Annotated in this window: 10 protein-coding genes; 3 read left to right on the forward strand and 7 right to left on the reverse strand. The window is 61.2% G+C overall.

The features are described from left to right. Positions 1 to 7: 7 nt before the first annotated feature. Positions 8 to 1,372: an APC family permease gene (locus C9990_RS16010; RefSeq protein ID WP_106803910.1), complete on the reverse strand. Its 1,365-nt coding sequence runs from the start codon at positions 1,370 to 1,372 to the stop codon at positions 8 to 10. A gap of 199 nt (positions 1,373 to 1,571) precedes the next feature. Here C9990_RS16010 and C9990_RS16015 point away from each other — a divergent pair, with 199 nt between their 5' ends. Continuing rightward, on the forward strand, positions 1,572 to 2,357 hold the full coding sequence (locus C9990_RS16015; protein WP_106803911.1) for a helix-turn-helix transcriptional regulator: 786 nt from the start codon (positions 1,572 to 1,574) through the stop codon (positions 2,355 to 2,357). 324 nt (positions 2,358 to 2,681) lie between these two features. Here C9990_RS16015 and C9990_RS16020 read toward each other — a convergent pair whose 3' ends face one another. From C9990_RS16020 to C9990_RS16035, 4 genes are read right to left on the reverse strand one after another with little or no spacing between them, the layout of a single operon-like run. After that, complete coding sequence (locus C9990_RS16020) at positions 2,682 to 3,761, reverse strand: polyamine ABC transporter substrate-binding protein (RefSeq protein WP_106803912.1); 1,080 nt, start codon at positions 3,759 to 3,761, stop codon at positions 2,682 to 2,684. A 60-nt stretch (positions 3,762 to 3,821) separates the two neighbouring features. Then, positions 3,822 to 4,163 carry a cupin domain-containing protein gene (locus C9990_RS16025; protein WP_106803913.1) on the reverse strand — a complete coding sequence of 114 codons (342 nt, stop codon included), beginning with the start codon at positions 4,161 to 4,163 and terminating at the stop codon, positions 3,822 to 3,824. A 26-nt stretch (positions 4,164 to 4,189) separates the two neighbouring features. Then, a complete protein-coding gene (locus tag C9990_RS16030) occupies positions 4,190 to 5,596 on the reverse strand; it encodes an FAD-binding oxidoreductase (RefSeq protein WP_106803914.1) in 1,407 nt (468 codons plus the stop codon). Positions 5,597 to 5,645: 49 nt separating this feature from the next. Continuing rightward, complete coding sequence (locus tag C9990_RS16035; RefSeq protein ID WP_106803915.1) at positions 5,646 to 6,455, reverse strand: AraC family transcriptional regulator; 810 nt, start codon at positions 6,453 to 6,455, stop codon at positions 5,646 to 5,648. A gap of 257 nt (positions 6,456 to 6,712) precedes the next feature. Here C9990_RS16035 and C9990_RS16040 point away from each other — a divergent pair, with 257 nt between their 5' ends. Further along, positions 6,713 to 6,985 carry a DUF1652 domain-containing protein gene (locus C9990_RS16040; protein ID WP_065905103.1) on the forward strand — a complete coding sequence of 91 codons (273 nt, stop codon included), beginning with the start codon at positions 6,713 to 6,715 and terminating at the stop codon, positions 6,983 to 6,985. Positions 6,986 to 7,045: 60 nt separating this feature from the next. Here C9990_RS16040 and C9990_RS16045 read toward each other — a convergent pair whose 3' ends face one another. Continuing rightward, positions 7,046 to 9,499, reverse strand: a complete 2,454-nt coding sequence (locus tag C9990_RS16045; protein ID WP_106805668.1) for a UvrD-helicase domain-containing protein — start codon at positions 9,497 to 9,499, stop codon at positions 7,046 to 7,048. A gap of 218 nt (positions 9,500 to 9,717) precedes the next feature. Here C9990_RS16045 and C9990_RS16050 point away from each other — a divergent pair, with 218 nt between their 5' ends. Beyond that, positions 9,718 to 10,413 carry a pirin family protein gene (locus tag C9990_RS16050; protein ID WP_106803916.1) on the forward strand — a complete coding sequence of 232 codons (696 nt, stop codon included), beginning with the start codon at positions 9,718 to 9,720 and terminating at the stop codon, positions 10,411 to 10,413. Positions 10,414 to 10,479: 66 nt separating this feature from the next. Here C9990_RS16050 and pgm read toward each other — a convergent pair whose 3' ends face one another. Then, positions 10,480 to 12,123 (reverse strand): phosphoglucomutase (alpha-D-glucose-1,6-bisphosphate-dependent), encoded by a 1,644-nt coding sequence (pgm, locus tag C9990_RS16055; protein ID WP_106803917.1) that lies wholly within the window; start codon positions 12,121 to 12,123, stop codon positions 10,480 to 10,482. Between the last annotated feature and the right edge of the window lie 44 nt (positions 12,124 to 12,167).

A 12,167-nucleotide genomic window follows, 5' to 3' on the forward strand; every position in this document is an offset into this window, starting at 1 on the left:
CCACTCCTTACAATTTCTGGAACGCCGGACTCGACCGGCCACTGATGCAATACAGAATCACCGACAAGGCCAGCAAGCCGATGATGATCATGATGTCGCGCACCGAGGCTGCCACCAGCAAGGTCACCAACAGGTACCCGGCGCCCAGCACGGCCACCAGCGCCGGCAGCGGCCACAGCGGCATGCGATAAGGGTGCTCGCGGTCGCGCAGCAGTACGCGGCTCATCAGCGCGCTCAACGCCACCACCAGGTACACCAGCATGATCAGCAGCACGCTGAACGAGGTGAGATCGGCCAGGTTGGAGCTGAAGCTCAGCAGCGCCGACGGGATCGCCAGGAACAGCGTGGCCAGCCAAGGCGAATCCCAGCGCGGATGGATGCGGGTGAACAGCTTATTGATGGTAGGCGTCCACAGCGCATCCCGCCCGCTGCTGAACACCACGCGACCGATCTGGATCACGATGGCGACGATGGCGTTGAACACCGACAGGAAGATCCCCGCGCTGACCAGTCGCGACAGGGTGTCGTTGCCATGGCTGGTCAGCAGATAGCCGATCGGGTCCGGACTGCTGATCATCGCGCTCAGCGACGGCGCGCCGATCAACAGCGCGGTAATCGGCACCAGCTCGATCACGACCACCAGCCCCAGGGACCACAACACCGCCTTGTGCACGCCCTTGCCGCCACACTTCATGTCTTCGGCGAGCAACACCGCCGGGCCATAGCCGTTGTAGGAAAACAGACCAATGCCCACCGCGCCGATCACCAAGGCCCAGGGCGCCAGGTGCAACACGCCGTTTTCGACGATCTGCGGTTGGAACAGCACACTGGCGGGCTGCACCGGGTTGCCAAAGCCGATTACCACGATCACCAGCAACGCCGCGACTTCCAACAGCAGGCACGTGCCGGTGATCCAGGCATTGAGCTTGATATTGAGGATGCCCAGCGCGTAACTGCACACCACGATCACCAGCGCGACGGTCTGTGCGTCGAAATGCGTGCCCAGCGCGTTGTTCAGGTAGGTCGCGGCGCCCGTGGCCAATACCGGCGGGATAAACAGCAGCATCACCAGCACCGTCAGAAACGTCGCATAGCCGGCCATCCCCCCAAACACCCGCTTGGCATACACATATTCACCGCCCGCACTGTTGTGGGCGCGGCCCAGTTCGGCGTAGCAAAAGGCGAACATCAGCGCCAGCAGCCCGGCCATCACAAACGCCAGGAACACCCCGCTGCCGGCCTGTTGAATGGCAAAGGGCGCAATCACGAAGACGGAACTGGCGGGCGTCACCGCGGACACGGTGATGGCCACCACATCGAAGACACTCAGGGTCGGTTTCAGCACGCCATCGGGCGTGGGTGAAGTGCTCATATCGTTATCCTCTGTCGTTGTTCTTGGTGTGAGGCAGAAACGAAAAGTCTGAATATCGCGGGATATGTTTCCCACTGGATAATGGCGAAGGTAAACGCTGGGTTTATGTCAGCCAATTCCCCTATTGGCGTACTCCCCTTGACGGCACCCGACAAAAGCCGAACCCTTGGCCGATCTTTTGCTGGCGGGAGCCTGTTACATGAGCCTGTTCCGGGAAGTCGGCATGCACGCAGGCCTGGGCCGCACCGTCGCGCACATCGGCACCGAGCGTTTCTGGAAACAGCTGGTGCTGTTGCTGCACCAGTGTTTGCCGTTCGATAACGCCCTGGCGATTTACTATCCCGTGGAGGGCGCCCCCCAGGCCCTGGAAGAATACGACGCCCAGCCCAGCAGCAAGCCGGCGTCGATGCTGGTGTACCTCAATGGCTTGTACTTGCTCGACCCGTTCTTCCAGGCTTGCCGCGAAGGCTACGCCAGCGGCGTGTACCGCCTGGAAGAAGTGGCGCCGGACCATTTTCGCCAGAGTGAATACTTCCTCAATTACTTCCACGACAACGTGCTGGAAGACGAGGTGCAATTCATCCTGCAACTGCCTGGGGCGGGCACGTTGTCGTTGTCGCTGGGAATGCAAAGGCGCTTCAGCGCCGATGAGACCGGGCTGATGACCACCTTGGCGGCGTGGGTGTTGCCATTGATGCAGCAGCACTGGCAGCAGAGCACCCAGCGCGCGCCGGCCATGGACAGCCAGATCCGCGATGCACTGAGCCAGTTCGGCTGCGGCGTGCTGTCGGACCGCGAACTGGAAATCGCCCGCCTGGTGCTGCGCGGGTTCTCCTCCAAGGCCATGGCCGAGCGGTTGAACATCTCGCCGGACACGGTGAAGGTGCACCGTCGGCATCTGTACGCGAAGCTGGATATTTCGTCACAGCCGGAGCTGTTTTCGTTGTTTATCCAGTCGTTGGGGCATGATCTGGAAAATCCCTGAGCCAGGGGCTCAGGGATGAATGGGCGGGGTGTTGTTTAAGGTGGGGTCGTTGTCGAGAGTGGCCCTATTGCAGAAGGTGGCCTTTCCTTTCTTTTGTGGTGAGCGGGCTTGTCCCGCGTTGGGCTGCGAAGCAGCCCCAAAACCAGCCTCAGAGGAGTACCTGATACACCGCATGCTCACTGAATGGGGCTGCTGCGCAGCCCAACGCGGGACAAGCCCGCTCGCCACAGTAAAAAACCCGCTCGCCACAACAACCCGGTTCACCACAGCAAATGGTTCACCCCACCAAACAGGCTTGCCGCAGTAGCCACTCCCCCCCAATCTTCAGCGCCCGGTACGAATGGTGTTCCACACCCGCGTCCGAATCCGGTCGATGTTCAGCGGCATGGCTTCCAGCGCGAACAGCTTGCCCATCATCTCGGGGCTCGGGTAGACCTTGGTGTCGGCCTTGATCGCCGGGTCCACCAGGCTGTCGGCGGCCTGGTTGCCGTTGGCGTAGTGCACGTAGTTGGTGATGCTGGCCATCACTTCCGGGCGCAACAGGTAGTTCATGAACGCATAGCCGGCTTTTTCGTCGGGTGCATCGGCGGGCATGGCGACCATGTCGAACCAGATGGCGGCGCCTTCCTTGGGAATGTTGTAGCCGATGTTCACGCCGTTCTTGGCTTCCTTGGCGCGGCTTTCGGCTTGCAGGATGTCGCCGGAGAAACCGACGGCCACGCAGATATCGCCATTGGCCAGGTCAGCGGTGTATTTCGAGGAGTGGAAGTACGCCACGTAAGGCCGCACTTTCATCAGCAGGTCTTCGGCTTTCTTGTAGTCTTCGGCCTTCTTGCTGTGGTGCGGCAAGCCCAGGTAATTCAGCGCGGCGGGCAACAATTCCGGGCCGTTATCGAGGATCGCCACTCCGCACTTCTGCAACTTGGCCATGTTCTCGGGCTTGAAGATCAAGTCCCAGGAATCCACTGGTGCGTTATCGCCCAGTACCGCCTTGACCTTGTCGATGTTGTAGCCGATGCCGGTACTGCCCCACAGGTACGGGAAGCCGTGGGCATTGCCCGGGTCGTTGTTTTCCAGGGCCTTGAGCAGCACCGGGTTGAGGTTCTTCCAGTTCGGCAACTGGTTCTTGTCGAGCTTCTTCAGCGCGCCGCCCTGGATCTGGCGGGCCATGAAGTGGTTGGACGGAAACACCACGTCGTAGCCGGATTTACCGGTCATCAACTTGCCATCCAGGGTTTCGTTGCTGTCGTAGACGTCGTAGGTAAAACCGATGCCGGTTTCTTTCTGGAAGTTCTTGGTGGTGTCCGGCGCGATGTAGTCCGACCAGTTGTAGATTTTCACCGTCTCGGCGGCCTGGCTGATAGAGGCCACCAACATCAAGGGCAACAGGGCAATGGCTTTCATGGTTCGATTTCCTGGCGGTTTTAGGGCTGTTTTTATGGCAGGCGATCAAGGATCAAAGCGTTACAGAATCAATACGTAGGTCTTGCGCACGGTTTCCTGGATATCCCAGATACCGGTGCTGTTGGCTGGCAACATCAGTGCGTCGCCGGCTTCTATGTGAATGATTTCTCCGTGGTCCGGGGTGAAGGTGCAGCGGCCCTGGATAAAGTGGCAAAACTCCTGGGATTTGATCTGCCGACGCCAGCGGCCTGGGGTGCACGCCCAGATGCCGGTTTCGACGCCGTCGTTGCGCTCCACGCTCAGGGTCGAGGCCACGGCGATGGGCTCGCCCAACGGCACGGCCACCGGTGAGGCGTCGGGCAAGTAGGCATTCAGCGTGTCTTTGAATTGAGTGATGCTCATGGGTTTTCCCGTGTGAGTGAAACGACTTAGTGCATGAAACCTTCCATGAACTCGGCCATGCCGGTCGCCAGCTTGCGGCGCCAGGGCGCGGTGTTGGGGTTGGCCAACACTTGGTCTTCATGGACAAAACTGCGAATGATCGCGTTGTACCCCAGCCAGCGGCAGGGTTCCGGTTCCCAGGCCTTGAGCGCGTCCAGGCCGCGCTCGCGGATCACCCAGGGTTGCTGGACCAGCGGCGTGTCGCGGCCCAGGATCAAGTCGGCCAAGGTGCGGCCGCCCAGGTTCGTCGCACCGACGCCCTCCCCGCCATAGCCGCCGGACAGCGCGATGCCGGTCTTGTGATCACAGAGCATGTGCGGGCGAAACCGACGCGACATGCCGAGGTTGCCGCCCCAGGAGTGTGTGATCCGCACGTTCTTGAGCTGTGGGAAGAGTTCGCCGAACAGGTAGCGACGCAGCTCGACCTCGCTGTCGGTCAAATCGAAGTTGTGCCGCAACTTGCCGGCGAACTGATAACCGCCACGGGCGCCGAACACCAGGCGGTTGTCCGCCGAACGCTGGCCATAAGTGACCTGGCGGCTGCTCTCACCAAATGCCTGGCCATGGTTCAGGCCGATTTGATCCCAGGTGCTGGCAGGCAGCGGCTCGGTGGCAACGATCAGGCTCTGTACCGGCAATTGGTACTGGCCCAGAGGCGGCAACGTCGTGGCATACCCCTCGACAGCCGGCACCACCCAGGCGGCGCGCACACTGGCCTTGGCGGTGCGCAGGCTGCCGGACTGCCAGTGGGTGACCGGGCTGTTTTCGTAGATCGCGACGCCCATGCCCTCCACTACCCGCGCAAGGCCGCGCACCAGCTTGGCCGGGTTGATCGTGGCGACATGCGGTGCATAAATACCGCCATAGGGTTTGGCGATGCGAATCTGCTCGGCCAATTGCTGCGGGCCGAGCCAGCGATAGTCGGCCTCCGTCAGGCCCTGGGCATGCAATTTATCCAGGTAGCGGCGCAGGCTGCCTTCCTGCTCGGGGTAGCGCGCGGCACAGTACAACGCGCCGCCCTTGCGGTAGTCGCAGTCGATGCCTTCATGGGCCAGCACCTGCGCCACTTCGTCGGGAATGGCGTGCAACAGGTCAAACGAGGCGCGCCGTTGTTCGGGCGCCAGGCCTGCCAGCAGGCGGTCTTCACCCAGCAGGTTGCCCATCAGCCAGCCGCCATTGCGGCCGGAGGCACCGAAGCCGGCGGTTTGCGCCTCGATGATCGCGATTTTCAGTTCAGGCGCCTGGCGTTTCAGGTAATAGGCGGTCCACAGGCCGGTGTAACCGGCGCCGATAATGGCGACATTGACGTCCAGGTCATGCTCAAGGGAGGGCCGCGCGGTCAGCGGGTCGTCCAGCTGGTCCATCCATAAACTGATATTGCGCCATGCCGGCATGCCAAGCTCCCCTACCTCGTTTCGATAGACTGGATCCTAGAGCGCGGCGTTATTGGCTGTCTTGCGCGCGTGCACGCAGGGAAATTTGTTTGACGTAGGCCTTGGGCGATTGGCCGGTGTGCTGGCGAAACGCGCTGTAGAACGCCGACAGCGAATTGAAACCGGCCGCAAACGCCAGGTCATCGACCTTGATCGGCGGCACCGCGCTGTCCAGAGCTGCGAGCAAATGCTGGAGCCGCGCCTGGTTGACGTAGCGGTAGAAGCTTTGCCCCAGCACCTGGTTCAGCAGGTAGGAAATCTGATTGCGGCTGTAGCCACACTCCTTGGCAACCCGCTGCAGGTCCAGCTCCGGGTCCAGGTAGGGTTGCTTGCGCTCGAAGTATTGCTGCAGGTCATTGGCCATGTGCCCCAATTGCTGGGGCGACAGGCCCAGGCGGCTGACCGTGGGTCGCGTCGCCTGCGTCGGCTGTTCATGCACCAGCGACGCGTATTCATTGACCCGCCAGATCAACCCGTCCCGCACCGTGATGGCCTCGCTGGTACGAAACGACACCAGCCCCTGGCTGCCCCGCAGCGTGATGCGGTACTGGATAAACGCGGTGTCGCCATCGGCGCGAATGCGATCGGAGTGTTCAATCGCCTCGTCCGCTTCGCGGGGCATGCTGGCCTGCAGGTACTCACGCAACTCGGCATAGCCGACCACGCGGTTCTGGAAGAAGTCGTGGTACTGGATATCCGCGTGGTAATAGGACATCACCCCGTCCAGGTCCCGATGCCGCCAGCACAGGTGGTGGCGCAACACCAGTTCACGCGTGGCGTGGGAAGACTGGCTGTCATCGTCGGGGCTGAGGTCGGGCATGAAGTGCTCTGCGGCGGGTAAACCCTGGAGATTGCCGAATTTTCGCGGTGCGTTCAATGGACGGTGGCAACTTCTGACTAATGGCCTTTTGCCTAATTTCTTGTAAGCCGTGATCCATATCAAACGAATCGAAAACAACCGCCGAACGGGGCTAAAAAAGTCTCCTTGGGCTTGCGAACGAATGCTATTTTGAAGTTCTCCGACGCCACGACCAGTGAAGGTCATGGCTCCCTGCCGCGAGCTAAAGGAAGCGCTCAATGTACAAGGTGGGCAATATGAACAAAGTGACGTTCCCCAACGCCTGCCAGCTGATGCGCTGGCATTTTCATCCGATGGGCTTCGAGGCGAGCATGGACGCGCCCGGCAGTATGATCGCCCGCCTGTTCGACCGTGTCAGCGGCGAAACCTTGATCGCCATTGCGGGCATCCCGTGTGCCACGGTGATGAACGCCGCCGACGTGGAGCGCATCATCGAGGCGGTGGAGGATGAACTCGAGTCATTCGTGCCGCCGCTGTCGTTGCGGGCCTGACAGCTCATCCATCAAACAATGGGTCAACGATCTGGGTAGGCATCGCCGGCAAGCCGGCCCCTACACAAGGATTCGTTGGTCGTCGAAGAAGGCTTTCCTGCCATCCACCCGCTCCGAGGCTTTCGGCACATTCACTGCCGGACCTTCCGGTTTCTCCACATACCAATAGCAGTGGCTCACCGCTCGGGTAATGCCGACATAAGCCAGGCGCAGTACTTCGTCCTTTTGCGCGGTGTCATAGGGCTCGCTGTCACCGTCCTTGCCCAGGCCCGCCATGCGATAGACCTGATTCTTGTAGGGCGAGCTGGTTACGTGCTGGCAATCTCCCAGCAGGAATACCGCATCCGCCTGCAGGCCCTTGGCGCTGTGATAGGTCAGCTGTTTCAACCGGCGCGCCTGCACTGGCAAGCTGGAATCCACATTAACCACTGACTGAATATGTTCTTGAATCAATAGCTTATCGCTACTTTTTCGATACAACATCAATACTGAATCGCCCTGCTGATAGTGCTCCAGCAGCTTGCGACCCAAGGCGGCGTCGTCACGTTCGAGTACGGTGACCGGCACCAACGCCTTCGGTGTGCCAGCCGCCTTGGCTTTCTTGCCAGGGATCGCCGGTGCGGCCCGCACAATGTGCTCGGCAGCATCAATGATGTGCTGATGGCTGCGGTAGTTCTCACCCAGCATCACCCGCGTGGTACTCGGCGACGGGAACTCCTGGTTGAATGCCATGAAGTACTTCGGCGAACTGCCGCGCCAGCCGTAGATCGACTGCCAGTCATCGCCCACGCACAACAACGACGAGCGTTGCGCCCCCCGCCCGACATGCATCGCCGGGCCGCGACTGCGGATCTCGCGCAGGCTGGCGCGGAGCCACGAGACGATCTGCGGCGACACATCCTGGAACTCGTCGATCATCAGGTGCGACATCGGGCGCAACAGCGAATCACTGAGCAGCTTGAGGTTTTCCGGGGTATTTTCGCCGAACAGCGAAAACATCCGGTTGTAGGTCATGATCGGCGGGGATTGATCGAGCAGATGGTCTTCCAGGGCTTTCCAGAAAATGCTCAGGGCCTCGAAGAAGAAGCGATCGGGATCGTCCTTGGCAAAGCTCATGTTGCCGACGGCGGTCGGCACGTCGAGCCCCAGGTTTTCGATAAACCCCGCCGCCATGACAAAGCTGTCCAGCAACGGCGCCGAGGCCAGCTCACCCTTGACCTTGTAATCAAAGCCGGGCCCGGCACTGGCGTCACCGGCGAGGCTGCTCAAAAGACGCTTGGATGAGTCGTAACTATCCAACCATATCAATGGCTTATGACAGAAAGCTTGAAACAGGGTGCGCTTTACCGCCCACTCTGCACGCACCGACAGCTTTGCATTCGGCCGGCTGATCTGCGCGTTCTCCCGCGAGTCGAAGCCCAGCACTACCCAGGCATCCAGCTCCGAAATATAGCCATGGCAGTGAAACTGCGCACCATTGATTTCGAAGGTCTGGCGGCTGGGCTCAATGCCCTTGATCGGCCACGCGCCGGCACGGAACCACAGGTCCTCGATCACATCACAGAGCTCTTCATCACGCTTGGCGGCCAGTTCGGTCACCGCCATGCGCTTCTGCACATCCGGATGGTCGCGCTCCAACTCCTTGAGTTGCAGGCCTTGTCGAGCCAGCGGCGTTATCAGCTCGCGAAATCGCGCGTGGCGGCCATGCAACTGGTGATAGCAGGCATTCATCTGCTGGCGCTGGGCATCACCGATACGCAGGTCGAACGGGTTGCTGTCAGCCTCTTCGAAACCCGCGCTGAGGTTCTCGAACGCCTGCAGGCGCTCAAAACCCGGCAGGCTGCGCACCATCGGCAGGATGCGCGAATGAAAGGTGCGCACCACGGCCTGGGCTTCTTTAAAACCAAGGGGTTGGCCCCAGAGGTTGAGGATTTCCATGAGCTTGTTGATGAAGTCTTTGCGCGACTCGCGGGTGAACGTCACGACGGTCATCGAGCTGAGTTCAAAGCCCAGGTAATGGGTGAGCAGCAGAATCCGCAGCACCAGCGAGGTCGATTTGCCCGCGCCGGCGCCGGCAATCACCGAGGTTGACGGCGTATCGCTGAAGATCATCTTCCATTGCGCCGCGCTCGGTTGGGCATGGGCCGGCAGGAGTCGGGCAACGTCGGCCTTGATACGCTTCTTGATATCGGCCGTGAGCGGCAGGCGCCAATCGTCGAACAGGCTGTCATCCACGCCCGGCGCACGGTGCTCGTCCGGGCGGAAGTCGCGGATCAGCAGGACTTGGCGGCCTTCTTCAAGGCCGTCCGCCTTGCCCTCGCGATAGCCGTACTCCACCCCTGCTTCATGGCCGCTGCGAAAACCGTCGGCCTGGCCGTGCAACCAGGAAAACCGGTGCTGGGCACGCAACCGGGTCAGGCCATGGCCAAACAGGCGAGCGGCGAGGCGTTTCAACAGGGGCATTTCTGCCAGGGGGCGCAGTTCAGGGGGCAGATCAGGCTTGTGTTGCGGCACGCGGACTCCTGCGATGAGCTGAGTTTCAACAAGGTCGCCATGGTCGCCGGAATTGCCGTTCAGTTCCACCAATTGCTTTGCCGTCATGCAGTTAGGCGATGAACTGAAAGTACAAACGCCGGCTACCAATCTAATCGACTGATAGGAATCAGGCATTTTTTACGCTTTTTATCGATTATGCCCTGCTGGATCATAGGCGCCATCAACAGGAGACGATCATGCTTGAACTTCGACCTTTTACGACCTTGGGCGGCGCCCACCACGGCTGGCTCGATGCCCATCATCATTTTTCATTTGCTGAATACCATGATCCCAAACGCATGCACTGGGGCAACCTGCGGGTGTGGAACGACGACATTATCGCCCCTGGCACAGGCTTCCCGCAGCACCCGCACCGGGACATGGAAATCATCACTTATGTGCGTGAAGGCGCCATCAGCCACGCCGACAACCTGGGCAACAAAGGCCGCACCGAGGCCGGTGACGTGCAGGTGATGAGTGCCGGCACCGGCATCGCCCACAGTGAATACAACCTGGAAGCGACACCCACCAAGATCTTCCAGATCTGGATTATCCCGAACGAGGCCGGTTTGCCGCCGTCGTGGGGCGCCAAGCCGTTCCCCAAGGGTGATCGAGAAGGATTTGTCACGCTGGCCAGCGGCAAGGCCGGAGACAGCGAAAGCCTGCGCATTCGCGCCGATGCACGCCTGGTAGCGGCCAATCTGAAGGCTGGGGAAACTGCGCAATACCGCCTGGACCACGGGCGTCGGGCGTATCTGGTGCCGGCGACGGGCGTGATTGAAGTCAATGGCTTGCGTGCGCAAGCGCGAGACGGGGTTGCCGTGGAAGATGAGCAGATGTTGCACGTGACGGCAATTGAAGACAGCGAGATCGTGTTAGTCGATCTCGCTTGAGCCGTGGCTTGCCGGCGATGGCGGTCTTGCGAGCGCTATCACCGGCGAGCCGGCGCCTATAGCGGGTTATTCGCTGATGGCGACGTCAACCAACACTTGTGCCTCTTCTACCAGCTGCTTGAGGTGATCTTCGCCGATAAAGCTCTCCGCGTAGATCTTGTAGATGTCCTCGGTGCCGGACGGACGCGCGGCGAACCAGCCGTTTTCGGTCATCACTTTCAAGCCGCCAATCGCCTGGTTGTTGCCCGGCGCATGGCTGAGGATCTGCTGGATGCTTTCGCCGGCCAGTTCGGTGGAGGTCACCTGCTGCGGCGACAGCTTGCCCAACAGGGCCTTTTGCGCCGGCGTCGCCTTGGCGTCGACGCGAATGGCGAAGGGTTCGCCCAGGGCATCCGTCAATCCACGGTAGATCTGGCTCGGGTCCTGGCCTTTGCGCGAGGTCATTTCTGCCGCCAGCAGCGCCGGGATCAAACCGTCCTTGTCGGTGCTCCACACTGTGCCGTCCTTGCGCAGGAACGAGGCACCGGCGCTTTCTTCACCGCCAAAGCCCAGCGAACCCTCGAACAGCCCATCGGCGAACCACTTGAAGCCCACCGGCACTTCGTACAGGCGTCGACCGATGCGGGCCGCCACGCGGTCAATCAGGCCGCTGCTGACCACGGTCTTGCCCACGGCCGCGTCGGCACGCCAGTCGGGACGGTTCTGGAACAGGTAGTCGATCGACACCGCGAGGTAGTTGTTGGGCGCCAACAGGCCGCCGGACGGGGTCACGATGCCGTGGCGGTCGTGGTCCGGGTCGCAGGCGAAGGCAACGTCGAAGCGCTCCTTGAGGCCGATCAGGCCTTGCATGGCGTAGCTGGAGGACGGGTCCATGCGGATCTGGCCATCCCAGTCGACGCTCATGAAGCGGAACGTCGAATCGACTTCGGTGTTCACCACGTCCAGGTTCAGGCGGTAATGCTCGGCAATCGCCGACCAGTAGCGCACCCCTGCTCCGCCCAGCGGGTCTACGCCCAGGCGCAGGCCGGCGCTGCGGATGGCGTCCATGTCGATCACATTGACCAGGTCCGCCACGTAGCTATTGAGGTAATCATGGCGATGGGTGGTGTCCGCCTTGAGGGCCTGCGCGTGGGTGATGCGCTTGACGCCAGCCAGCTTGTTCGCCAGCAGTTCGTTGGCCTTGGCTTCGATCCACTTGGTGACGTGGGTATCAGCCGGGCCACCATTGGGCGGGTTGTACTTGTAGCCGCCGCTTTGCGGCGGGTTGTGCGACGGCGTGATCACGATGCCGTCGGCCAGGCCGCTGGTACGGCCGCGGTTGTAGCAGATGATGGCGTGGGAAATCGCCGGCGTTGGTGTGTACTCATCACCTTCGGCCAGCATCACGTGCACGCCGTTGGCGGCCAGCACTTCCAGGGCACCGGCGCCGGCTGGCGTCGACAGTGCGTGAGTATCCAGGCCGACAAACAGCGGGCCGTTGATGCCCTGGGCTTCGCGATACAGGCAGATGGCCTGGCTGATGGCGAGCACGTGCCATTCGTTGAAGCTCAGGTCGAACGAGCAGCCCCGGTGCCCGGAGGTACCAAAGGCCACGCGCTGGGTGGAGATTGCTGCATCAGGCTGGCCGGTGTAATAGGCCGTGACCAGTCGCGGGATATCCACCAGCAACTGGGCTGGCGCCGGCTTGCCCGCAAAAGGACTGATTGTCATGCATGAACCTCGGAAAGAAGGAATCGGAAAAGTCGCAGTTTACT

Origin of the sequence: Pseudomonas sp. S5D5 (genome assembly GCF_003013355.1) — a bacterium.
Classification (GTDB): domain Bacteria; phylum Pseudomonadota; class Gammaproteobacteria; order Pseudomonadales; family Pseudomonadaceae; genus Aquipseudomonas; species Aquipseudomonas aylmerensis.